The sequence below is a fragment of the Streptomyces sp. NPDC002181 genome, assembly GCF_042890485.1.
Taxonomy (GTDB): Bacteria; Actinomycetota; Actinomycetes; order Streptomycetales; family Streptomycetaceae; genus Streptomyces.
In genome coordinates this window covers 101367-124488 of the sequence record NZ_JBIASC010000010.1, presented here as the reverse complement: position 1 = coordinate 124488, position 23122 = coordinate 101367, and the positions used below count along the sequence as shown (strand labels likewise).

The window sequence follows — 23122 nt, the reverse complement described above, 5'->3', positions numbered from 1 at the left end:
GCATGGAGCTGCTGCCGACCATCGCGGCGCCGGGCGTCGGTGAACGGGCCGACGCCGCGGCCGATGCCGCCTGCCACCTCTACGACGCCGTCGCGCCGTGGAGTTCCGCCGAGCCGGGCGGCTGGAGCCGTACGTCGGCCGAGGACGCCGCCGAGACCATCGAGACCACCGCGCACGCCCTCGCGTACGCCCATCCGCGGGCCGAGGTGCTCCTGGCTCCCGTCCACGCCGCCCTCGCCGACCTGCGCCGCCAGCTCGGGCTCCCGCCGGCCGACCAGCTGACCGCCGACGGGATTCCCGCGACGCCGCGCACGGTGGGCAACCCGAGGCGGACCCGCTGGGTACGGGTGCTCACCCCGCCTTTGCCCCGGCAACCGCCTGCTCGTACAACTTCTTGACGTCCGCGCCGAAGTACGAGCTGTACGAGGTGTCGGCGGTGTCCCCGCCGGTCTTCCAGCCGCCGATGACCCCGACCACGTCCCCGGTCTCGGTCACCTTGTCGTAGTTCTTCAGGAAGGGCCCGCCGCTGGTCCCGCCCGGGTACCCGGTGCAGTCGATCCGCAGGAACGATCCGGGGATCCCCGGATCCTTGCTGGTGAACTTGGTCGTGCGGTTCACGCACAGCCGCGGGCGCGCGGCCGAGGCCGGATGGCCGATCAGCGACACCTTCGCGTGCTCGTAACCGGCGCCGGTGACCAGGCGGTTCCCGCCGACCACGTCCTCGACGGGGAACCCGTCGGCGTCCGGCCCGACCTGCGCGAAGGCCACGTCCAGGGTGGCCCCCTTGTCGGCCCCCAGGCTCTTGTAGCGCGGGTCGATCCACACCTTGGACTTCCCGTCGGAGGTCCGCAGCACCGGGAACATCCCGTACGGCTGCGGGTTGGCCGCCGTGTACAGCGGTACGAAGGCCACCTGGCGGGCGTCGGTCCCGAGCAGGCAGTGCGCCGCGCTGAGCACCAGGTCGCGGCCGGGGGAGGAGACCACGCTCGCGGTGCAGAAGTACGCGCCGCCGCCCTTCATCACGAACATCCGTCCGACGACCGGGATCCCGTCGAAGTCCTGCCCGGTGCCGGGATCCGTGGCCGCGACCGCCGACGCGGGCGTCATGGGGGCCGCGTGGGCCATCCGTTCGGCCGTCCAGAAGGTCTGCGCCTCACGGGCGGACCACCGGCCGGGCGGAGCCATGGCGCTCCCGGCCTCGGCCACCGGCAGCGGCCCGGCGGGCAGCAGCAGGGCGGCCGTCGCCGCGGCAACGGTCAACGTACGTCGCATGTCGAGCTCCTCTGGACGGCTGGACGGTCAGATGGCCTGCGGGAAGCGGAACAGCCGGTCCGGGTCGTAGGCGCGCCGGACCTCTTCCAGCCGGGCGAGGTTCGGCCCGTAGTACGCCTCGCGCCAGGCGGGCAGCTTCGGATCGATGTAGTTCTGGTACGCCCGGCCGCTCGCCCAGGGGCGCAGGTCCTGCCACAGCCCGTCGAGCCAGCCCTGGTGCGCGGAGACCTGCGCCGGCGTGGCCGAGGCGGGCCAGTAGGCGAGGTACTGGGTGAGGAAGGCGCAGTCGCGGTGCACGAACGCGGTGTCGGCGGGCGCCGTCCGGTTCACGGCGCCGCCGAGCTCCCCGGCGAACTGGACGACCCCGAGGCCGCCGGCGGGTACGGCCCGCCCGTAGCGCCGTACGGCGGCCAGCACGGCGGCGACGCCCGCGTCGGGCAGTCCGGCGGCGCCCCAGAAGTCGCTGCGCCCGGCGTACGAGTCCCGGCCGATCCGGCCTTCGGGGGTCCGGCCGGGCAGGGTGCCCGGCAGATGGCACTGCGCGGCGCTGCGCTCCAGGCAGCCCGACATGGCCCGCAGGGTCTGCTCGTGGTCGCGTACGACGATCCAGCTGTCCCGCGGCGGCCGGCCCACCAGATCGGCCAGCCCGGTCAGCCGGCGCTCCAGCTCGGCGCGGCCGTCGGAGCACAGGACGCGTACGGCGGGGGCCGCGGCCGGGGCCGGGCCGGATTCGACCAGGAACTCGACCTGGCTCCAGAACGGGTCGGGGAGGGTGATCAGCCAGCGCTGCCAGCCGCGCAGCAGGGCGGCGGAGTCGGCTTCCGGCCAGTGGAGTTCGGCGTAGGCGCAGTCGGTGGCGGGGTGGGTGCGGAAGCGGAACTCGGTGACCACGCCGAAGTTGCCGCCCCCACCGCCGCGCAGGGCCCAGAACAGGTCCGGGTCACGGGTGGAGTCGACCTCGCGCACGACGCCGTCGGGCGTGACGACGGTGGCGCCGGTGAGGGCGTCGGACGTGGTCCCGTGGGCGCGGGAGGCGAGGCCCAGCCCGCCGCCCAGGGTGAGCCCGGCGATCCCCACCGTGGGGCAGAGCCCGGTCGGCAGGGCGAGGCTCCGCGCGGCGAGACTCCGGTTGACGTCGCCGAGCCGGGCTCCGGCGCCGATGCGCACGCCCGTTCCGTCGACCGTCAGCCCGGCCATCGCGCCGACGTCGACGACGAGCCCGCCGGCGCGGGTGGACCAGCCGGCGTAGCTGTGGCCGCCGCCGCGCGGGACGACGGGGACGGCGGAGCGGCGGGCGAAGTCCAGGCAGACGGCCACGTCGGCGGCGTGCGCGGGGTAGGCCACCGCGCCCGGCGCGATGGCGTCGTAGCGGGGCTGGAACAGCTGCCGGGCCTGCGGGTAGTCGCCGTCGCCGGGCAGCACCACCCGCCCGTTGGTCCCACGTGCGAGCGCCGCCCAGTCGGGGGCGCGGGCGTGCGCCCCGGTGGCCCCGAGGGCGGCCAGCACGGCTGCGGGTGCGGCGCCCAGCAACCGACGGCGATGGAGGCTCATGCCTCTTTCCTGCCATCGCCCGGCCCGATCACGGCGAAGGCGGGGCCACGCCCGGGCCGTTGCCCCCCGAACGGCCCACGGCCGGCGGGCGGAGCCGCCACCGCGGAAACCGCCTCGCGTGCGGGGGCGCGGCCGGGAATCATCTCCGCCATGGGGACGGACATACACGGGATCATCGAGTGCCGCTGGGACAACTGGCTGGATGAGGACGACCGCAGCTGGTTCGAGGCGATCGACCTCGATCATCTGTACAACGGGCGCTCCTACATGGCGTTCGGCGCCCTGTTCGGGGTCCGTGACACCACGCTGTTCCGGCCGCTCGCCCCCGATCGCGGGCTGCCGCCGGACGTGACGCGGGACGCCCGCGCCGCCTACGAGGGGTGGAGCGTCGCCCACAGCGGGTCCTGGATCACCTGGGCCGAGCTGAAGGCGGCGGACTGGGACACGATCGCCCTGGAGGAGACCACCTGGTACGACGGGAACCTCGACCGGATCGGCAGGCCGACGCGGAGGCAGGCCGTGCGGGACGAGGAATGGGGACCCGTCTGGGACGTCATGCGCACCCTCGCGCGCCTCCACGGCGACGAAGGGGTGCGGCTCGTCGTGTGGTTCGACTGCTGACCGCGGTGCCGGTTCGGGCAGGCCGGCGGGGGTGCGCGAGGGTGTCGTTCGTACCCCTTGGCTGCAAGGGGGGCGTGAGATGAGTACGGTCTGCCCATGCAGATCGACGGAGCCGGCAGGCAGCAGCGGGGGCATGTACTTCTCATAGCGGGCGACGCCGCCCTGCGGCGGCGGGCCGTTCAGGTCGCGCCCAGTGCCAATCTGGCCGCGCTCGGAGTGCTGCCCGTGTCGGCGCTGTTGAACAGCCACGCCCCCAGTGACACCACGTACCTCGACGGCGCCCGGGACCCCAACACCGTGCTGATGCGGCTGCGCGCCGCCGCGGCGACCCCGGGGCCGCTGTTCGTCTACCTCTCCGGCCGGCTCACGCTCGACCGCCGCGGCCAGGGCCTGCACCTCGCGCTCGCCGGGACCACGGCCTCCACCGTCCGCTACACGGCCCTGCCGTGGGACTGGCTGGGGACCGAGCTCGCGGCCCGTCCCACCGGCCCGACCACCGTGGTGCTCGACCTTGTCGCCGACAAGTCCGCCTGGCCGGTGCTCCAGGAGTACGGGAGCCTGCCCGCCTCACCCTCCGCCGAGGTGTACGGGGTCGTCGTCCCGCCCGCCTTCGCCGGCGGGCCGCACCAGGTCAGCGCGTACACCCGGCACTGGATCGACCAGCTGCGCCGCAGCCCCACCCGCCCCGCCAACCTCCAGCTGCACGCCTTCGCCGTCGGAGCGGCCGCCCTGCCGCCCGGCACCCTCGTCCTGCCCGCCACGCGCGAACTCAGCGCCACCGCCGCCCAACAGGCGCCACGCGCACCGCACATGCCGCACACACCTCAGGAGCCGGCCGCCGACCCGCGCCCGCACATCCACGCCCTCGCCACCGGCGGCCGGCACCAGGAGGCCGCCACCCTCGCCCAGGCCTGGGAGCAGCACGTCCTGCAGACCCACGGGCACACCTCGCCCGAGGCGACCCACTGGGCCGAGATCCGGGCCGACCTGGCCCGGATGGCCGGGAACTACGGTTCGGCGACCCGGCTCTGGACCAACGCCGGGCACACCCGCCTGGAGCACCAGCCGCCGGACGCCCCCGAGGTCCTCGCGGCCGCGGCGGGCGCCCTGTACTGCTGGACCCAGCTCAAGGACCAGGCGGCGGCCAGGGATTCCGGCCCCGAACTCGTCCGCCTGCTGCGCGCCCTGCCCAGCCTGGAACCGCGCCTGCTGAGGCTGACCCAGCAGCGGCTGGAGGTGCTGGAGGGCGCGGTCGGCACTCGCTAGGGGTTACGGCGTCCGGGGGCCGGCGGCCCGGGCCGGATCCCGGGCCGGATCCCGGCTCGAACGCCGGCCCGGGGCACGCTCGGGACCCCGGGCCGGACTCCTGCGGACTCGGTCAGGAGCGGTTGGCGTTCGACGGGCCGAAGAACTCGATCTCCGCGATCGCGACCTGCTTGTCCGCGGAGGACGCGTGCGAGGACTCGACGGTGAAGCGGACCTTCGTGACCTCGCCGACGCGGAACGGGAGCCGCTGGCCGCCCGCCCCCTGATCCAGGGTCAGCCGGCGCGTGGTGACCTTGCCGTCCTTGCCCGTGATCGTCGCCGTGACGCGGTGCGGCAGGGCCGACTCGCCGATCTTGTCGGCCCGCCCCGAGACGCCGGGGGTGATGATCAGGTCCAGCAGCCGTGCCGGCTCGCTGAAGGAGGCCTCGATCCACTCGCCCTGGCCGGACTGCGAGACGCCGGGCCCCCACCAGGTGTTGCTGCGTTTGTCGAAGGCGATCTCCGGCTGGTGGCCGGCGTACGAACGCGAGGCCGCGATCCGGTCGGGGGCGACCGGGGCACGCTTGGCGAAATGGTCCTGGGTGGCCCGTACGCCGTCGGGCAGGTACACGACGCCGAGGGCCGCCAGGGCGACGACCGCGGCGAGGGCGATCCAGGTCCCCGCCCGGTCGAAGACGCGGCGCAGCCGCGGGCGGTCGCCCGCCCACGGGGTCTCGCCGTGCCGCCCGCCGAAGAGGCGGCGCCACCAGGGTGCCCGCCGCCCCGGGGCCGCGGCCCCGCCGGTCTCGGCCAGCGGCATCGCGCAGCGCACGCAGTAGTGGCGGTCGGGCCGGTTCGGCGTCGCGCACCACCGGCACGGCGGGCCGCCCTCGATCCCGGGTTGCCCGCCCGGGGCGCGTACGGCGGGCCGCTCGGCCTCCGGCCGGCCGGGGAGGACGGGCACGACGGCCGCCGGTGCGGGGTCCGGCGCCTGCGGGTCCGCCACGGGCACCAGGAGGGAACGTGCCCGGTCGGACATGGTGTCGCTCAGTGTGTGCGGGGCCCGGGCGGCGGGGACGGCCGCGGTGGGCGCGGTGTCCTGCGGCGACGGCGCGTCCGGACGCGCCGGAACGGGCCCGGACGGCTCCGCACCACCGGCGGCTTCGGGCCTTCCCCCGGCGTCCGCACTCCCGGCGGTTCCCGCGCCCTGCGGGCTCTGCGGCCCCCCGGACTCCGGTGCCGGTCCCCGCACACCGGAGGAGGCGGGCGCCGCGACGGGTCCGCTGCCCGGGGCGGCGTCCGGGCCGCCCGGCATGCCTGCGCCCCGGTCCCAGCCGAGCACGGCGCCGCAGGCGTCGCAGAACGACTGGCCCGGTTCTGCGCGCGTTCCGCACTCGGGGCAGTTCTGCGTGGTCATGTCTGCGGGGTCCTTTCGACGGCGGTCACTTCGACCGTGTAGGGCATGTGGGCGGGGCGGGCGGCGGCGACGAGCGAGTCCAGGCGGTGGGTGTCGGCCGGAGTCGGGTCGGGCAGCCGGAGCGTGACGTGCAGACGGGGGCGCGGGGCGCCGGGGAAGGGGCCGAGCGGGCGGGCGCTCCAGTCGGCGCCGCCGCTCTCGGTGATCTCGGGTGCGACGCCGAAGGCCAGCCGCACCGCCTCCGCGAGGCCGAGGCGGGTGCCGCGGACCCGGTGCAGCGCGACCGCGGCCGCGACGGCGGCCCGCAGCCGGGGCTCGGGCTCGCTGCCGTCGGTCTCGGCGCCCACCCAGCCGGCGAGCCACCGCGCGAAGTCGGCCGGGGTCAGCGCCGGGTCGAAATAGGCGTCCAGGCAGTCCAGGACGTTCAGGATGGGCGCGAGGACCTCGTCGAGTCCGCCGACGAACCGCTGGGCCAGGTCGTCGTCGGCGAACACGGCGGGGAGCATCGTGCCCAGCGGGAGCGAGGACCCGAGGCCGTCGACCGAGCCCCGGTACGGCGTGGCCGTCATGCGCCGTCCCCGATCACCCGGACACGGTGGTCGAAGGAGAAGACCAGCGACGGCCGCCCCAGGTCGATGCGGTCGGTCGCGTCGCCGCGTTTGCCGGTGAGGGGGTCCGCGGGGTGCAGCACGACCTGGTCGACGAGTTCCACCCCGGGGACCCGTTGCAGCACCGCGAACACCTCGCCGGTCTGGACGGGGCGGCCGAAGGGCCAGCCCCGGCCGTCCGCCCCGCCGGTCAGCGGGTCGAGGTGGCGGTAGAGCGCGTCGTGCGCCTGGCGGCGCACCCGGTCGGTGTCGACGCCGCGGAACGCGTGCACCGTGGCGACGACGGTGACGCCCTGGTAGTACGGAGGCCCGACGGCCAGCCGGGTGCCGATGAGACGGCGCTCGTCGAGGTGGCGGGTGATCCTGCCCAGCAGGGCGTCGCCCGGCACGAGCTGCTCGAAGCGCAGCCGCCCGCCCGGATCGGGGACGGCCTGGGGGACGACGAGGACCCGGACCGCGTAGGCGCCGTGCTCGCCCTCCTCGCCCTCCAGGCAGGCGATGCGCGCGGTTTCCGGTGCGGCGCGGCGCGCGAGCTCCTCGTAGTCGCGCAGGGTGACGGCACGGTCCTGGGCGCGGAGGGTGATCGGCGCCCGCAGCTTGGCCTCCTCCACCGTCTCGCCGTCGACGCCGCCGCGCGCCGCCTCGCGGTTGACGACCTCGGCGACGTACGGGACGGAGGTGCGCAGCACCTGGACGGCGCCGCGCGCCACGTTGCCGCCGCGGCCGCCCCCGGTGCGGTAGCGGTGGGCCCGGATCACGGCGCCCTTGGGGGCGACCGCCCCGTACTGGCGCAGCGTCCCGTCCGGTTCGCGGACGGCCGGGCCGAAGGCCGTCTCGCCCGTGGCGGCGTCCAGGGTGACGTGGTGGTCGCCGGGCCCGGAGCCGGCGAAGTGCGGGACCACCTGCCAGTCCCGCCAGCCGTCGTCGGCGGAGCTCTGCAGGAGCAGCGGCGGGTCGTCGGCGACGACGGGGGCGTTGGCGAGCCGCAGCCGCTGTCCGGGCAGTCCCGTGGCTTCGCCGAGCGTCTCGTCGTGGACGGTCTCGGCGTGCACGGCGCCGGTGGTGCCGCCGATGGTGTAGGCCTCGACGGAGCGGATGCTCGGCGAGGTGGTGTAGAAGGGCTGGCCGGGCGCCGGTTCGGTGACCCGGCAGCGGACCCAGCCGGCCTCGTGTCCGCCGCTGCGCGAGAGCACGTGTCCGCCGGGCAGGTGCAGGACGACGTCGCCGGGCCGGTTGAGACCGCCGGTGCCGTCCCGGTCCACCTCACAGGCCTGCCAGCCGTCCTCGGTCCACGCCTCCCACAGCAGCGGCGGCTGGCGGGGATCCACCCCGACGCCGTCGACACGGCTGTCGAGCTCCAGCGCGAGCGCGCAGTGCGGAGCGGCCGCGGTCAGACCGATGAGCATGCAGTCGCCGGGGCCGGGGGCCTCGGCGAAACACAGCACGTCCCTGCCCTCGAACAGGTCCGTCGTACGGTCCGTGACGGACTGCCCGCGGTGCTGCACCACCAGGTGGGACAGCGAGCACGGTACGACCGCCAGGTCGTGTTCGGTGGCGAAGACGACGGCGTCCTCCCGTTCGGTGCGCAGCGTGGCGACCTCGGCCCCGGCGGGGACCAGGATCACGTCCTCCTGGGGCGCGGACAGCCAGAAGGTGACGTCCGTGCGCGCCGCGGACGGCGGGAAGAGGGTGATGCCCACCAGGTCGAGGAAGGCCAGGTGGTTCTTCTCCGGGACGCGGTTGAGCCGGTAGACGATCTGGTCCGCCATGTGCGCGACCGTCTCGACGAGCGTGACGCCGGGGTCGGAGACGTTGTGGTCGGTCCACTCCGGGGCGCGCTGCTGGATGTAGCGCTTGGCGTCGTCGACGAACTGCTGGAAGCGCCGGTCGTCGAGATTGGGGGAGGGCAGGGACATCAGAGGTCGCTTTCCAAGGAGCCCGGAGCACCCGGCTCGTCGTGGGAGGGGATGACGTAGAAGGGGAAGACGAGACTGCGCGGGTTGTTCGTCCCGCGGATGGAGTAGCGGACGTCGATGAACAGGACGCTCTGGTCGGTGCCGGTGGAGACCTCCACGTCGTGGACCTCGATCCGGGGTTCCCACCGGTCCAGGCTCATGTGCACCTCGTGCTGGATGCGGCCCGCGGTCTGCTCGTTCACCGGGGCGAAGACGAGGTCGTGGATGGCACAGCCGAAATCCGGGCGCATCGGCCGCTCGCCCGGGGAGGTGGCCAGGACGAGCCGGACGGCCTCCTCGATCTCGCGCTCGCCGCTGACCAGCGCGATGCCCCCGGTGGGCCCGATGCGCATGGGGAACGCCCAGCCGGAGCCCACGAACTGTTCGGCCATCAGGAGGCCACCTGCCTTCCGGTCATCCGAAGGGGTACTTGACGGTGTTGACGAAGAGCGCCCCCATGAGGTCGACCCTGAGGGCGCGGACGCCGACGTTGGCGATGGAGTTGACCTGGACCGTGCCGCCGGAGGTGATCATCGTGGCGCCGATGGACTTGAGGCTGAGGGCGCCCATCGCGTCGACGCTGACGGCGCCGGCGAGGGACTTGAGGTTGACGATGCCGCGGCCCTGGATGTCGAGGAGGCCGCCGCTCTTGATGGTGAGCCGGCGCCGGGCGCTGAGCGTCAGGTCGGTGCCTGCCTCGATGGACACCGAGCGGCCGCCCTTGATGGTCACCGACCCCTTGCTGTCGACGGTGATCTCCGTCCCGGTGCGGTCCAGGTCGATGGTCAGCCGGTCGTCACCGCTGGCGATGCGCACGCCCTGCTTGCGCCCGCCGGTCCGCTGGCTGAGCAGGTCGACGCGGTTGCCCTGCCGGTCGGACAGGGTGTGCCGGGCGGCCTTGCGCTTCAGCCCGTCGTGCAGGGGCACGTCGTCGACCCGGGTGGGCAGGTCCCGGCCGTTGTAGAGACCGCCGATCACGAACGGGTGGTCGAGCGCACCCCGGTCGAAGGCGACCAGCACCTCGTCCCCGACGTCCATCGGGAAGACGCCGCCGCCGCCCACACCGCCGGACTGCACGCTGCGGGCCCAGTCGCTCACGTACGTGTCGTCCAGCCAAGGGAACCGGAGCTTGACCCTTCCCTGCTTCAGCGGGTCCTGCACGTCGGTGACGATCGCGTTCGCCACGCCGGGCAGCCGGGTGGCGCCGGCGGCGTCGCCGCCCCCGCCCCCGCCCGACGCCAGCCCGTACAGGGAGCGCCACTGGCGCCCGCTCACCGTGATCCACGACTCGTAGTGCTTCCCGTCGCCGAAGACGTGCCGCACGGAGGTGACGGTGTACTTGCCCTCGAAGGGCTTGCCCACGTCACCGAGGGCCACCGGCACGCCCGGCCGGAGCGCGGGATTGCCGTACACCGCGACCTCCAGCTCCGCGAACGACGAGGTGACGTCGGAGGCCAGGGCCTTGGCGGCCTGCTGGACCTCGTCCTGCCGGTCGTACGGGACGGCGGTCTCGACGAGTTGCGCCGGCGCGAACTTCCCGGCCGCCTGGCCCGGGGTCAGGCCGATGGAGATCCCCGGGTCGGTCGTGGCCGGGGCCGTCTCGACGATCTTCTTCTTGGTGGTCACGTTCCAGCCGCGCGACTCGACCGTGCCGACCTGGTCCGCGGCGGTGACCGCCGCCCGCAGCCGGAGGATGTCGTGGCCGGCCTGGAGCACGAAGGGGCTCTTGTCACCGTCCGTCCGCGGGGACGGCGCGCCGGCCGACGGCGTCGGCGCCACGAACCGGAACTTCCCCCTCGCGTCCAGGGACATCACCATGTTGTTCTCGTCGGCGAGCCGGGAGAGGAAGTCCCAGTCGGTGATGTTGGGCTGGCTGATAAACCCGTACGCGCCCTTCGTCGGCTGGATCCGGCCGATCGGTACGCCGTCCAGGGCGGCGAGCTTGCGGGCGATGTCGGAGGCCTTCTGGTTGCGGTAGGCGGCGACGCGGCGCCGGCGCATCATCCGGTGCCCGAGGTCGTAGCCGCGGATCACGGTGAAGCTTCCGGTGCCGTCGTAGTCGGCCTCCAGCGCGGTGACCTCGCCGGTCAGCAGCGGCTTTCCGGCGCCCTGGCCGTCGGATATCGGTGTGAGGACCACCCTCGTGCCGAAGGTGGCGCCGAGCTTGCCGAGGACCAGCCGGTACGGGTCGCGGAAGGTCAGCCGGAACGCGGCGGGCACGCCGACGCCCTGGTCGACCCAGCCCTCGACGAGCAGCGGGGCGATGTCGTCGGGGAGCTTCGCGCCGCCGATCCGGACCTGCATGATGCTGGAGAACGCGGGCTGCACCATCAGCGCGCCACCTCCTCGGGCGCGGGAAGCACCAGTTCCGTGCCCGTCGGCAGCCGGGACGGGTCGTCGATGCCGTTGAGCTCGGCGATCGCCCGCCAGGCGGTGGCCGTGCCGTACTCCCGCCACGCCAGCGACTGGAGAGAGTCGCCGGCCACGACCCGGTGCACGCGCTGCGCGGTGAGCGAGCCCGACGTCGGGTTCTGGCCCTTGGTCTTCCCCGGGATCTCCACCAGGTGCACCTGACAGGTGGCACGGATGGGCACGCCCGTCGTGCCGAAGAGGCTGTACGAGGCCTCGACGGAGCTCACGTACGCGACGAAGCGGGCCGTGGAGAACGCCCCCCACTCGAACACCACCCACGGCGGCGACGGCTGATCGGCGGCGATGCTCTTCGCCGTCACCTCGCAGCAGTCCAGGAGCGATTCGACCTTCTTCAGCACCGTGTTGGCGGTCGGCGCGGCCGACGAGTCCAGGAAGATCTCCAAGGTCATCTCGCGCGGCTCGGCGCCCATGAACTCCGGCTTGGAGCCGTCGCGCACGGCCATCGTCGGCGTGGCCTTCCACTGGGCGCGCTGACTCAGGGACAACTGCGCCGGGTTGAACTCGAAACCGAAGGTCCGCATCAGCGCCCCGGGCGTCGTGCTCGTCCCGACCGGGGGCTCGTGGATCGCCAGGGTCGCGCGCACCAGGCTCTTGCCGGCGCCCCTGCTGTTCGTGGCCATGGGTGTGCCTCTTTCCTCTCCGCTCCGCCGCGCCGTCAGTCCGTGAACCCGTGGTGGGCGATCTCCAGGACCTCCGTGGCCACGGACGGGTTCGCGGGGTCGAGCGAGGGGCCCTGCCAGCTCACCGGCAGCACGTCGATCAGCCCCCAGCGGGCCACCAGCGACCCGTCGGCCCGCAGCGCCGCGATCTGCGCGGTGGGCCGCTTGATCCCCGTCTGGACCGACGAGATCCACTTGGCGACCTTCGCGGTGTCGGGCGTGAGCGGACGGGTGAGCCGGATGGTGGAGAACGTGACCCGTGTGGGCAGGTGCCACACGAAGCCGTTGTTGCCGCCCTCCTGCCGGTGCTCGACCTCCACCTGGGACGACAGGCCATCGCATCCGTTGAAGTAGCCGAGGCTCTCGCCGTCGATGGTGAGGGTGAACCAGATGGTGGACCCGGGGTCCTGGCGGGGCATCCGAGGTGGGCCTTTCTGTCGTTCTGCGGTGGTGGCGCGTGCGGTGACGGGGGTCGTGGGTTCCGTCAGGCGCGCGGATCGCGGAGTCTGCCGATCCGTTCGCGGTCCATGCGCAGTTCGGTGCGGACGAGACGGGTGACCCGGCCGATGATGCGGTGCACCAGCTCGTCCAGCTGGAAGTCGGTCAGTTCGCGCGGATCGAACGCGCCGGGCGCGATCGCGCTGTACTCGGGCGGCGCTTCCTCGGCGGTGACCGCCGTCCCGGGAGCCGGGCCCGCGGCGGGCGGCGTGTACGGCGGTGGCGGTCCGGCCGGCGGGGCGGGCCGCGACGACGGGGTCGACGGGGACGACGCGGACGACCGGGGCGGTTGGTGCGACGGCCGGAGGTGCCCCAGCGTCTGGGCCACGCCGGCCGAGGCGGCGGCGGCGAGCGCGCCGATGGTCCGCCCGGAGCCGGAGCCGGAGCCGGAGCCGGAGCCGAAGGAGGGGAGGCGCTGCACCGTGGGCGCGGCCGGCGTCGAACCCCCGGACGGTGCCCCGGCCGCCGCGCCGCCCGCGGGCAGGGCCGGGGGCGCGGCCGCGGGCGGCGGAGTCAGGGCGGCCACGGGCAGCGGACCGCGCGCCGTGGCACCGGCGCCGGGTACGGCGGTCCGGCGCAGGGGAACACCCCGTGCGGGGAAGCTCCGTTGGACGGGAGGAACACCGGCCGTGCCCGAAGGCGCAGGCGCAGGTGCCGGCTGTGCGGCCGGCGGGAGTGCGGGAGCGCCGGCGGTACGGGGGCCGGGGTGCTCCGGCCGGGCGCTCTGCGCCGATCCGGCGGACGCGCCGCCGAGCGGCGCCGCCAGCGGGGAGCGTCGCTCGACGGGGGCTGCCGAGGGCGCCGTCGGACCCGGTGCCGGGCGCGGTGGGGCCTGTGTGGGGACCGTCGACGACATGGCCCTGGGGGCGGGGGCCGGGGCGGCCGTGGCGGCCAGGGGCGCGCCGAGTCCCGCACGGGGAGCCGCGACACTGCGCTGCACCGGGTCCGGGGGTGTGGATCCGGCGGAGTTACGCGGTCGGGGTGCCGGCTCGGGACCCGCGGCAACGGGTCCGCGCCGCGACTGCGCACGGCCGGGAACCGGCGGGGGGACGGCCGCGGATGCCCGGCGGACGACCGGGCCGGGCGGGAGGACCGGTCCGGGGCCGGCCGCACGCGGTCCGTGCTGTGACTGCGCAGAGCCCGGAGCCGGTGGAGGTACGGCCGGGGAGCCGCGGTGGAGGTCGGGCACGGGCGGGGCCGTGGAGCGCTGCACCGGGGGCGTCGCAGCACTGCGCCGGGTGACGGGGAGACCGGCGACCGGGGGCACGGCGGCCGCGGAGGCCCGAGCGGAAGAGCCGGGGGACGGGGGAACGGGCCGGGTGGGCGGAACGTCCCGAAGGGGCGCCGGCGCGGGGTCGTCCGACCGTGGCGTCGTGTGCGGAGCCGGTCGGGATGGAGTGGCTGCGGCCGGCCCCGGCGCGTCGCCCGGCGCGCTGTGGCCGGCCGTCGGGGCACTGCTGCGGGTGCGCGTGCGGGGCTGGTCGGAGGGGCTGGAGGCGGTGCCATCGGGCAGGGCGGAGGAGCGACGGCCTTCGACCGGAGCGGGCGATGCCGTTCCGGGCGTCGCCACCGCTCGCCGAACGGGCGTACCCGTCCCGGACGGGGCTGCCGTCACCGCTCGATCGAGGCCGGGGGCGTCGGTCGTGGGGGAGTCCGCGCGGGCCGGGTGCGTCCCCTCGGACCGTGCCTCGTCGTGCTGTGGGAGGCTGCCGGGCGTCCGCGTCGGCGGCGTCTTCGCGGCGGGTACCGCTCGCCGGACGGGCGCGCCGATCGCGGGTGCCGGAGCGCTCGCCGGCGGCGTGGGGCCGGGGGCGCCGGTCGAGGGCGGCACCGACCGGGACGGGAGCGGGTCGGTGCCCATCGACCGGGCCCGGTCGCGCTGCGGGGGGCTGCCGGGGGTGCTCGTGCGCGGGGTGTGCGCGGCGGGTACCGCTCGCTGGACGGGCGCGCCGGTTCCGGACGCGGCTGTGGCGCCCGCCCGTTGGACGGGCGCGCCGGTGCCGGAGCCGGAGGGGGAGCCGCTGCCGCTGCCGGTGCCGGTGCCGGAGGCGTCGGCCGCGGGTGCCCCTGCGCCGGACGGGACCGTGCCCGTTCCCCCGGACCTCGCTCCGTCGCGCCGCGGGCCGCTGCCGGGTGCGTCCGTGTGCGGCGCCGTCGTGCGCGGCAGAGCACGGCCCACCGCGGACGCCGGCTCGAATGCCGGTGTGCCGGACTCGCCCGGTACGTGCACGGCCGGCGCGGGCCCCCCGGGAGGCCGCAGCTCCTCCCGCTGTACCGGTGCGCCAAGTCCCGGGCGCCTGGCGGCCGGAGGCCGGGGTGGGCTGTGCCCTCCCGGTCCGTCCTGCGGCGACGGGGGAACCGCGGCCGGTCGTGCGGAGGCCGGTGCGGGGTTCGGGATGGCGGAGGCGGACGGGTCCGCGGCGTCCCGGTCGGCATCCGCAGGCAGGGACGCCGGGCTCGGTGCGGCCGGCGCGGGCGCGGCGGCCGCCGGCGCCGCGGGAGCGGTCCGGTGCACGGCCGGCAGGATCCGCCGGGCGGCCGCGGGTGCGGCCGGGGCCGTGGTCAGGGGCTGCCGCGTCCGGGGCGAAGGGGACGGCGGCGCAGGCCTCACCGGGACACCGCGAGGTGCCGTCCCTGCCGGGGTCGACGCCGACTGGCGTGCCGGCAGGGGCGGCTGGGCCCCCGTCCGCGAAGCCGGCGGCCGGTCGCCGCGCGTGCGCTGCACGGGAGGCACCGCGGGCGCCGGGTGCACGGGCACCGCCGGTACGGACCCGGAGGGCCGGGCCGCCCCCGCGCGTACCGAGGGGGTCCCGGTCGCCGCGGGGGACTCCCCTGGGGCCGGGACCGCCCGGAGCGGCGCCACCGGCAAGCCCGGCACGGCGGGCATGCCGGAGTGACGGCCCGACGGCAGGTGCGGGGCGGGCCGTTCGAGCCCCGAGACCGGGCGTGCGGACCTGGTCAGCGCACCCGAGAGCAGGCTGCTGCCCGCCGCGGGGTCCAGGACTGCGGGGGAGGACGGCCGGGTGAACGACGGGTCCTGCCAGGTCGGCAGCCGCCCGCCGAAACCGGTGTCCGCGACGCCCGTCCGGCCATGGCCCGCCGTCGGCCGCAGCGGCGGCAGGCGGGCCCAGGCGGCAACGGCCACGGGGGCCGGCGGAGCCGCGGGAACCGCAGGGGCTGCGGAAACCGGGGAAGCCGTGCTCTCGGTGGCCGCCGCGGTCCCCGGCACCGGAGCCGGGGAGCCGCCGGACGCCGTCGCCGCAGCCACCGCGCCGGCGTCTTCGCCGCGCCGCCCCCTCAGCCGGTCCAGGAATGCCACCTGCTCAGCCCTCCGTCGCGCCGCGCGTCACGAGGGACGCGATCTGCTCGGTGTACCGGCGCCGGTCCCGGTGTTCCAGGTCCAGGATCGCGTCCGGGCCCCAGTGGAAGTGGTAGGCGACGTACGCGATCTCCTCGTGCAGCCGGTCGGTCGCGTACGTCACGATTCCCCCAGGCGGCTCCCGCCGAGTTCCACCTCGAAGGGCTCCGAGCAGTGCGGGCACTGCACGGCCGCGCGGGTGTGGCCCTCCGCGTTGATCTGGCGGTAGAAGTCCTGGAGGAACGCCAGGTCCGACGCGAACATGTTCTCCACGATCCCGTCGTGCACCATCGGGACCGTGCCCAGCCGGGTGATGACCCGGCCGAGCAGCACCACCGACAGGTACGCGGGGTTCTCCTGCACGCGCACGTCCCGCAGCGGGACCAGCTCGTCGCGTGCCGTGGACAACCGCATGACCCCGTCGCGGTGCACGGTGCCCGCGTCGTCGACGTAACCGCGCGGCAGCTCGAAGGGGAACTCGGTGCGCAGCGACTGCCGTGGCCCCGGGTCGGCAGGCGGGCCGGCGTACGCGCGGTCCGGTGCGGCGGCGGGGGCCGACTGGGGGATGTCCGCCCCCGCCGCCGCGGTCTGGGGTGCCGTCGGGACCGGGGCCCTGGCAGCCGAACGCCGCATTATTCGATGACCAGTTCTTCGAACACGATGGTGACGCTCTCGGTGAGCGCCGAGGCCTCACCGGCCTTCACCGTGCTCGTCTCGATCTTGCTGCACCAGGCGTTGCGCAGGTTGTAGCGCTTCACCGGGTTGTCCTGGAAGTCCATCATGATGATGGAGGCGTTCTTGCGGGCCGTGCTCATCTGGCCGCGGATCGAGTCGTTGATCCACTGGGTGAACGAGGCCGACTGCGTCATACCGCGCACGACCGTGCACTGGCCGTTCTTCTGCACGCCCGGAAGCAGTGCCACCTCGGGCCGGCCCTGCGCACTGTTCTGCATGTAGGTGATGACGTCCTGTTCGAGGGTGAGACCGCTGACCTCGGCGAGGTACTCGACCATGACCCCGTCGATCTGCAGGCCGAAGTTGTGTGACGTGAGGGCGTCACCCGGCTGGAGACTCATGTGTTCGCTGTCCTTCTGAGGAGGGGAGGGGCGGGGAGGCGAGGGGGCGGAGGAGGACTCCGCGCCCGGCTACTCCTCCAGCTCCCCGTTGCCGCTGGAGAACTGCGCCAGCCGGAAGATCACGAACTCGGCGGGCTTGACCGGCGCGATGCCGATCTCGCAGATGACCCGGCCGAGATCGACGGACTCCGCCGGGTTCGTCTCCTCGTCGCACTTGACGTAGTACGCCTGGTCGGGGCTCTGCCCGAACAGGGCGCCGCTGCGCCACTCGTTGACCAGGAACGCGGAGACGTTGCGGCGGATGCGCGCCCAGAGGTTGTGGTCGTTCGGTTCGAACACCACCCACTGGGTGCCGATCAGGATCGACTCCTCCAGGTAGTTGAAGTACCGGCGGATGTTCAGGTAGCGCCACGCCGGGTCGGAGGAGAGGGTGCGGGCGCCCCAGATGCGGATGCCGCGGCCGGGGAAGGCCCGGATGCAGTTCACGCCGATAGGGTTGAGCAGGTCCTGCTCGCCGCGGGTGATCTGGAGTTCGAGGTCGACGGCGCCGCGGACGACCTCGTTGGCGGGGGCCTTGTGCACTCCGCGCTCGCTGTCGTTGCGGGCCCAGACGCCGGCCACGTGGCCGCTCGGCGGGATCAGGCGCGACTGCCCGGTCGCCGGGTCGAAAGACTTGATCCAGGGGTAGTACAGGGCCGCGTACTTGGAGTCGTAGTTGGCCGTCTCCTGGCGCCAGACCCGGATGTCACGGGCGTTCAGGCCGGGCGGCGGGTCGATGATCGCGACACGGTCGCCCATCAGCTCGCAGTGCGCGATCAGGCCGAGCTGGACCGCCTTGACGGCCTCCAGGTCGATCGCGCCGCGCTGGTAGGCGGCCATCAGGTCGGGCACGGCGACCATGGAGATCTCGTCGACGGCTTCCAGGCCGCCGAAGCCCGTACGGTCCGCGGAGTCGCCGAGGTAGTGCGCGGGGCCGGGGTGGGAGGCCTCGGAGCCGCCTGCCGGCGGGGCGGGCTCGGCGGGCGCGGGCGCGGGCGGCGGCGCCGGAAGCGCCACGGTCTGGTTCTCCGGCCGGGCCAGCTGCGCGGACGGCGCGGCCTCGGTCACGGCGATGAACGCGGAACGCTCCTTGACCTGCGTGACCACGTAGGACCGGCTGCCCTTCTTCGCCGTCACGTCGAAGGTCTCGACCGGCTTGTCGCCGTCCTTGACGATCAGCTTGAAGCGCTCGGCGGGCCCCTCGCCCTCCGCGTCCGCGACCTCGACGGACAGCGGGCCGCCGCGACCCTCCGCGGTGGCGGCCACGGCGAAGGTGCCGAGGCGGCGGGGCTCGGCGGCGGGCAGCGCGGCCGGGGCGGCGGCGCCGGTGACCGCGGCGGGTGCGGCCGCCTGCCCGCGGCCGCCGCCGGCGGCGTCCTCGGCGGAACCGCCGACGCGTACGACGTACGCCGCCGAACCGCCGTTGTTGAAGAACCCGTAGACGGAGTGCGCGAGGTAGCAGCCGTCGGTGAAGTCGCCGAAAGCCGCGACGTACTGGGTCCAGTTGGTCACCAGCGTCGGCTCGTTCAAGGGGCCGGTCGGCGCCAGTCCGACGAAGGCGGCCACCGACGTGCCGACCCCCTCGATGGGGCGCGAACCGCTGGCCACCTCCTCGACGTATACGCCGGGCGACAGATAGGACGGCATGCTCTGCTCTCCTCCGGTACGAGACAGGACACCCCCACCCTGACGCGCGCGTGCCGCTCGCCGGAACGTCCCCCGGTACCCGGGCGGGTACACCGTCGTTGCCCGGAAGGGCAGACCCCGGGGGCACCCGGCAGGGCGGGCCGCTCCCTGCCCCCTGATCTGCCCGCGCGGACCTGTGGGCGGGGCGGGGGCCGGGTCGGGCTGGACGACCGGCCGTCCGGACGGTCAGAGGGGCGACCACGTCGACGCCGTGCCCGCGGACCCGACGCGCGCACGGCCCGGCCGGCACGCCCGGGCGGACCCGGGGGCAACGCGCCGTGCCCGCGGGGCAACGCACCCTGCCCCCGGGGCTCCTGTCCGGCGGCGGCGGCGCGGTTAGCGTGCCGGGGGTGAGCCTATGGACTTCCCTGGAACCCGCCTCCGTCACCGTCGACCCCGGCAGCAGCACGCGCGTGCGCCTGCGCGTGCGCAACACCGGTGACGTGGTGGACGAATACCGCTTCGAGCCCGTCGGAGACCTCGCGCCCTGGACGACGGTGGAGCCGGCGACCCTGCGGTTGTACCCGGGCACCACCGGGACGGTCGAGCTGACCTTCGCTCCGCCCCGGACCCCGGACGCGGTCGCGGGGCCGAACCCGTACGCGGTGCGGATCACCCCGACCGAGCATCCCGAGGCCGTGACGGTACCGGAAGGGAACCTGACGATCACCCCGTTCGCCGAGGTGCGCGCGGAGCTCGTGCCGCCGACCGTCAAGGGCCGCTTCCGCGGACGACCGAAACTGGCGGTCGACAACCTCGGCAACACCAAGGTCACGGCCTCCGTCACGGGCAGCGACAACGGAGACCACCTGGCCTACGAGATCCGGCCGGGGAACGTCCAGATCGAGCCGGGCCGGGCGGCGTTCGTCGACACGACCCTGCGGTCCCGGCAGATCATCTGGTTCGGCTCGAAGGAGGAGCGGCCCTACACCCTCACGGTGCGCCGCTCCGGCAGCGAACCGCTGGAGGTCGAGGGGACGTACGTCCAGCGCGGCTTCCTGCCCCGATGGCTCGCGACGTTCTTCGGGATGTCCGTCGCGCTCGCGGTGGCGTTCGTGATGATCTGGATCGCCTACAAGCCGCAGGTCCGCAGCGCGGCCACCGAGCAGACGGAGCAGGCGGGAGCCGTCCTGCCGAACAGTCCGCCCCCCTCCCCGCTGGCCTCGGCGCCGCCGCCGAAGCCCGAGCCCGAACCGTCGAAGTCCGAGAAGCCCAAGGACGGCGGCGGCGGAGGCGGGGGAGGGCAGACCCAGAAGCCCGCGGCGCCGCCGCCCGTCGTACCGGCCGAAAAGGTGCTGCTGCGCAATGCCGCCACCCGGATGTGCGCCGAACTGCCGGGCCGCGACAAGGGCCAGATCAACATGGCGGTCCAGCAGAGCGACTGCGACGGCACCGACGGGGACAACCAGCTCTGGAACCTGGAGGTCAAGTACCCCAAGCTCGGCCCCGGCGGCCAGCCGCTCTTCCAGATCCGCAACGTCAAGGACCAGTTCTGCATGGACCTCGGCGAGTACGGCGGCCGGCCCGTGGGCACCGGCATCGGCGAGTTCCACTGCGACGGCACCACCGCGGACAACCAGCTGTGGTGGATCTCCAAGCAGGAGAGCGGCGACTACTGGATCCGCAACTACGCCAGCAACAACAAGTGCCTGAACGTGAACGGCGGGGCGAGCGCCGGGGACAGGCTGAACATCTCCGACTGCAGCAACACCGGCAACCAGGAGTGGAAGATCGTCCACCCCAAGACCGACTGAGGTCCGCTCGGCCCGGGCCCGGGTGACCCGCTCCGGTCACCCGGGCCCGGCCGTGGGATCACCAGCGGCCCTCGCCCGGTACCAGCCGCCCCGCCTTGCGGTACTCGCGCCGGGCGCCCTCCAGCAGGTCGTCCGCCGTCACCTCGCCGCCGCGCCCGGCGGCGAGATAGGCGGCGGTGACCACCGCGCTGCGGATGGAACCGCCGGCCAGCTCGAAGTCCCGGGCCAGCGGGGCCGCGTCGATGCCGTCGGCGGACGGCACGTGCGCCAGCCCGTGCCGCCACAGCGCGAGACGCTGCCCGGCGTCGGGGAACGGGAAGTCGACCACCAGGTCCAGCCGCCGGGTGAACGCCTCGTCGATGTTCGCGCGCAGGTTGGTGGTCAGCAGCGCGATGCCGTCGAAGGACTCCAGCCGCTGGAGGAGGTAGGAGCTCTCCATGTTGGCGTAGCGGTCGTGCGCGCCCTTGACCTCGGAGCGCTTGCCGAAGACGGCGTCGGCCTCGTCGAAGAGCAGTACCGCGTCCGTGCGGTCAGCCTCCGTGAAGATGCGCTCCAGGTTCTTCTCGGTCTCGCCCACGTACTTGTCCACGACGGACGACAGCTGGACCACGTACAGATCGAGACCGAGGTCCGCCGCGACGACCTCCGCCGACAGCGTCTTGCCCGTGCCGGACTCCCCGGCGAACAGGCCGAGGACGCCCCGGCCGCGCCCGCCGCCCGCACTGAGCCGCCAGTCGCCGAGCACGCGGTCGCGGTGGCGGGCCCGCAGGGCCAGTTCGCGCAGCTGCCCGAGGGGCCCCTCGGGCAGGACCAGGTCCCCCCAGTCCACGGCCGGCCGGATGCGGCGGGTGTGGCTCTCCAGTCCCGACGCCGACTGACGGCGTGCGGCGCGCCGCACATGGGCCGCGGTGAGAGGGCCGCCCGGGCCGCCCTCGAAGGCGGCCAGCGCGCGTGCGGCCCGCGCGGCCCGCCGCACGCGGTCCCCGCCGAGGCGGTACGGGGCGACGGCCGCGGCCAGATCGAAGCCGTCGGCGTCCGCGCCCAGCGCGGCCCGCCAGGCGGCCGTCCCGCCGTCCCGGCGGCCCGGTGCCTCCAGGACCAGGGGGTCCTCGGGGAACCAGTGCGGGTCGTACGGGCGGGGATCGGCCAGCAGAACGGTGACGTCCGGCGCCGCGGCGAGCGCCCGCAGCAGCGGACCGGGTGCCTCGGGCAGCTCCGGTACGACGACGGCCCGGCCGCTGAGGCGGGCCTCGCGCAGCAGCTCGGCGACGTGCTCACCGGGTTCGGCGCAGCACAGCCCCTCCAGGTCCGCGGCGCGCAGGGCGGCGGCGTACGCGGCCAGGCCGTCGCCCTCGCGCTGCTCCCGCAGGTAGACGGTGGCGGGTCCGGACTCCAGGAGGGCCGCGAGCCGCAGGGCGAACGGCTCGGCGGCCGCGTCGGCCGGCAGTGGTGCCGGCATCGGGCGCAGCAGGCCGATGAGGGCGGCGTCCGGCGTGTCGTCTCCGAGGAGGTGCCCGGTCAGCCGGTCGGGGACGCGCAGCGACCGGGTCAGGAAGGGACGTTCGGGCTCCGCGACCTCCAGCAGACCGAGGGCCGCGAGGGGTGCGCGGGCGTGCAGCCGGGCCCGGGCCGCGGCGGACCGCGCGGGCACCCCGCACAGGTCGAGGGCGAGACCGACGGTCGCCCGGCGCCTGCTCACGTCGTCGTTGAGGTAGCCGTAGAGCGGTTCGAAGGTCCGGTCGACGTCGGGAGCGAGGGCGGCGAGCAGGACGGAGACGTCGAGCGCGGTCAGGTCCGCCCGCCCGGCGAGCCGGGCCAGCCGGTCGCCGGGCGCGTGCTCCCCACCGACGGCCCGGCCGGTGCCGGTGCCGGTGCCGTAGGCGGTCCCCTCGTCCGTCGGCGCCCCCCAGGTGCCGAGGAGATGACGTACCGCTTCCTCCGACAGGTAGAGGCCGCGCAGGGGGTCGTCGGCCGTCGGATCGCCGGCGGCCCGCTGTTCGACCAGCTCGGACACCCGCCCGCGCAGCCCGTCGAGACGGGCGAGGAGCGCGCGTGCGGGATCGTCGGCGGCCTCGTGCGGTGCCCCCGTGCCAGGCGCCTGCGGGTCAGGCGTCCGCGGGTCAGGCTCGGGGGCCGTGCGTGCGTACGGGCCGCTCACCGCGCGTCCGAGCGGCCGGGGGCCTCCTTGCGGGAGGCCCGTGCCGCCTGGGCGGCCGCCACCTGGTGGGGGCGGTGCGAACGGCTCCCGGACGCAGCCGGATCGCCGTCCAGTGCGCCCACCCGGACGGTGGCGCCCTCGGTGACCGGCGGCCCCGCGTCGTACTCCGGGAAGGCCGGGAAGGGCGCGGTCACCACCAGGTCGAGGGAAGGCTTCAGCTCCCCGCCGAGCGCGGACCAGATCTCGGCGAGCGAACGCGACTCGGTCTGGATGCCGGCCACCGTCAGCGGCACGGAGAGACCCAGCGCCCGCAGGGAACCGGGCAGTTCGTCCGGCGGCAGCACCTCGCGGGGCAGCAGCGTCGCGAGCACGGCGGACAGCAGCCGGTGCTCGTCCTGAGGGGTTTTCGTCCACGCCGTCACCAGGTACGACAGCCGGAACCAGCGCGGCGGCTGACTCCGGCGCACGACCACGTCGCGCTCGTCCCGCACCGCCGCGTGGCCGCGCTGCCGCCGGGCCGCGTCCTCCCGGATGTCGTACAGATAGGTGTTGACCGCGGGCGCGTTGCGCCGGGCCGCCCAGTCACGGGTGGGCGCCTCGAAGGACACCTCGATGCCCGAACCCGTCAGCGCCCCGCCGCCGAGGAGGCCCTTGAGTACCTCGTCCACCTCGTGGATCACACCTGTGCCCCCGCTCTGCCCGAACGGCCGTTTCCGCCGGCCCGTCGTCCACCGTCGATCGTCTCCCGGGCGGCACCCCGGGCCCCAGGGGCGCGGGGGACGGCCGGCGGGC

General features: G+C 75.0%; 20 protein-coding genes. 4 read left to right on the top strand and 16 right to left on the bottom strand.

What is annotated here, in order from left to right; all coding sequences use genetic code 11:
- Positions 1 to 2: 2 nt before the first annotated feature.
- Entirely contained in the window at positions 3 to 398 is a 396-nt protein-coding gene (locus ACFYXV_RS23760) for a hypothetical protein (RefSeq protein WP_383357245.1), read from the top strand.
- Here ACFYXV_RS23760 and ACFYXV_RS23755 read toward each other — a convergent pair.
- Positions 352 to 1272, bottom strand: a complete 921-nt coding sequence (locus ACFYXV_RS23755; RefSeq protein WP_385476168.1) for a serine protease — start codon at positions 1270 to 1272, stop codon at positions 352 to 354. The two genes, ACFYXV_RS23760 and ACFYXV_RS23755, sit on opposite strands and share 47 nt — an antisense overlap.
- Before the next feature lie 27 nt (positions 1273 to 1299).
- Positions 1300 to 2823 carry an FAD-binding oxidoreductase gene (locus ACFYXV_RS23750; RefSeq protein ID WP_389383955.1) on the bottom strand — a complete coding sequence of 508 codons (1524 nt, stop codon included), beginning with the start codon at positions 2821 to 2823 and terminating at the stop codon, positions 1300 to 1302.
- Between the two features lie 150 nt (positions 2824 to 2973).
- On the opposite strand from ACFYXV_RS23750, the gene ACFYXV_RS23745 reads away from it, so the two are divergent.
- A complete protein-coding gene (locus ACFYXV_RS23745; protein WP_383357249.1) occupies positions 2974 to 3444 on the top strand; it encodes a hypothetical protein in 471 nt (156 codons plus the stop codon).
- A 96-nt stretch (positions 3445 to 3540) separates the two neighbouring features.
- Positions 3541 to 4710, top strand: coding sequence for a hypothetical protein (locus ACFYXV_RS23740; RefSeq protein WP_385476163.1), 1170 nt, complete (start codon positions 3541 to 3543; stop codon positions 4708 to 4710).
- 112 nt (positions 4711 to 4822) lie between these two features.
- Here the strand turns inward: ACFYXV_RS23740 and ACFYXV_RS23735 are convergent, their stop codons facing one another.
- The 12 genes from ACFYXV_RS23735 to ACFYXV_RS23680 form a co-directional block, all read right to left on the bottom strand.
- Positions 4823 to 6106, bottom strand: coding sequence for an NADase-type glycan-binding domain-containing protein (locus ACFYXV_RS23735; RefSeq protein WP_389383954.1), 1284 nt, complete (start codon positions 6104 to 6106; stop codon positions 4823 to 4825).
- Positions 6103 to 6675: a phage tail protein gene (locus ACFYXV_RS23730; RefSeq protein WP_389383953.1), complete on the bottom strand. Its 573-nt coding sequence runs from the start codon at positions 6673 to 6675 to the stop codon at positions 6103 to 6105. The genes ACFYXV_RS23735 and ACFYXV_RS23730 overlap by 4 nt, the downstream gene beginning before the upstream one ends.
- The gene (locus ACFYXV_RS23725; protein ID WP_385476157.1) at positions 6672 to 8630 is read right to left on the bottom strand and encodes a putative baseplate assembly protein; all 1959 of its coding nucleotides are present in this window, start codon (positions 8628 to 8630) and stop codon (positions 6672 to 6674) included. Before ACFYXV_RS23725 ends, ACFYXV_RS23730 begins: the two co-directional genes overlap by 4 nt.
- Positions 8630 to 9061, bottom strand: a complete 432-nt coding sequence (locus tag ACFYXV_RS23720) for a GPW/gp25 family protein (RefSeq protein WP_385476155.1) — start codon at positions 9059 to 9061, stop codon at positions 8630 to 8632. The genes ACFYXV_RS23725 and ACFYXV_RS23720 overlap by 1 nt, the downstream gene beginning before the upstream one ends.
- Before the next feature lie 22 nt (positions 9062 to 9083).
- The gene (locus ACFYXV_RS23715; RefSeq protein WP_389383952.1) at positions 9084 to 11000 is read right to left on the bottom strand and encodes a VgrG-related protein; all 1917 of its coding nucleotides are present in this window, start codon (positions 10998 to 11000) and stop codon (positions 9084 to 9086) included.
- Positions 11000 to 11722, bottom strand: a complete 723-nt coding sequence (locus ACFYXV_RS23710; protein ID WP_389383951.1) for a LysM peptidoglycan-binding domain-containing protein — start codon at positions 11720 to 11722, stop codon at positions 11000 to 11002. The genes ACFYXV_RS23715 and ACFYXV_RS23710 overlap by 1 nt, the downstream gene beginning before the upstream one ends.
- Positions 11723 to 11757: 35 nt before the next feature.
- Positions 11758 to 12180, bottom strand: a complete 423-nt coding sequence (locus tag ACFYXV_RS23705; RefSeq protein ID WP_389383950.1) for a phage tail protein — start codon at positions 12178 to 12180, stop codon at positions 11758 to 11760.
- A 65-nt stretch (positions 12181 to 12245) separates the two neighbouring features.
- The gene (locus ACFYXV_RS23700) at positions 12246 to 12785 is read right to left on the bottom strand and encodes a hypothetical protein (RefSeq protein ID WP_389383949.1); all 540 of its coding nucleotides are present in this window, start codon (positions 12783 to 12785) and stop codon (positions 12246 to 12248) included.
- A 2797-nt stretch (positions 12786 to 15582) separates the two neighbouring features.
- A complete protein-coding gene (locus tag ACFYXV_RS23695; protein WP_366449577.1) occupies positions 15583 to 15741 on the bottom strand; it encodes a DUF6760 family protein in 159 nt (52 codons plus the stop codon).
- Positions 15738 to 16250: a hypothetical protein gene (locus ACFYXV_RS23690; protein WP_383352679.1), complete on the bottom strand. Its 513-nt coding sequence runs from the start codon at positions 16248 to 16250 to the stop codon at positions 15738 to 15740. The genes ACFYXV_RS23695 and ACFYXV_RS23690 overlap by 4 nt, the downstream gene beginning before the upstream one ends.
- Complete coding sequence (locus tag ACFYXV_RS23685; protein ID WP_366103952.1) at positions 16250 to 16693, bottom strand: phage tail protein; 444 nt, start codon at positions 16691 to 16693, stop codon at positions 16250 to 16252. Before ACFYXV_RS23685 ends, ACFYXV_RS23690 begins: the two co-directional genes overlap by 1 nt.
- Positions 16694 to 16762: 69 nt before the next feature.
- Entirely contained in the window at positions 16763 to 18379 is a 1617-nt protein-coding gene (locus tag ACFYXV_RS23680; protein ID WP_389383948.1) for a phage tail sheath subtilisin-like domain-containing protein, read from the bottom strand.
- A gap of 389 nt (positions 18380 to 18768) precedes the next feature.
- Here ACFYXV_RS23680 and ACFYXV_RS23675 point away from each other — a divergent pair, with 389 nt between their 5' ends.
- Positions 18769 to 20172 carry an RICIN domain-containing protein gene (locus ACFYXV_RS23675; protein ID WP_389383947.1) on the top strand — a complete coding sequence of 468 codons (1404 nt, stop codon included), beginning with the start codon at positions 18769 to 18771 and terminating at the stop codon, positions 20170 to 20172.
- Positions 20173 to 20230: 58 nt separating this feature from the next.
- Here ACFYXV_RS23675 and ACFYXV_RS23670 read toward each other — a convergent pair whose 3' ends face one another.
- Complete coding sequence (locus tag ACFYXV_RS23670; RefSeq protein ID WP_389383946.1) at positions 20231 to 22330, bottom strand: ATP-binding protein; 2100 nt, start codon at positions 22328 to 22330, stop codon at positions 20231 to 20233.
- Positions 22327 to 23010 carry a DUF4255 domain-containing protein gene (locus ACFYXV_RS23665; protein ID WP_389383945.1) on the bottom strand — a complete coding sequence of 228 codons (684 nt, stop codon included), beginning with the start codon at positions 23008 to 23010 and terminating at the stop codon, positions 22327 to 22329. The genes ACFYXV_RS23670 and ACFYXV_RS23665 overlap by 4 nt, the downstream gene beginning before the upstream one ends.
- Between the last annotated feature and the right edge of the window lie 112 nt (positions 23011 to 23122).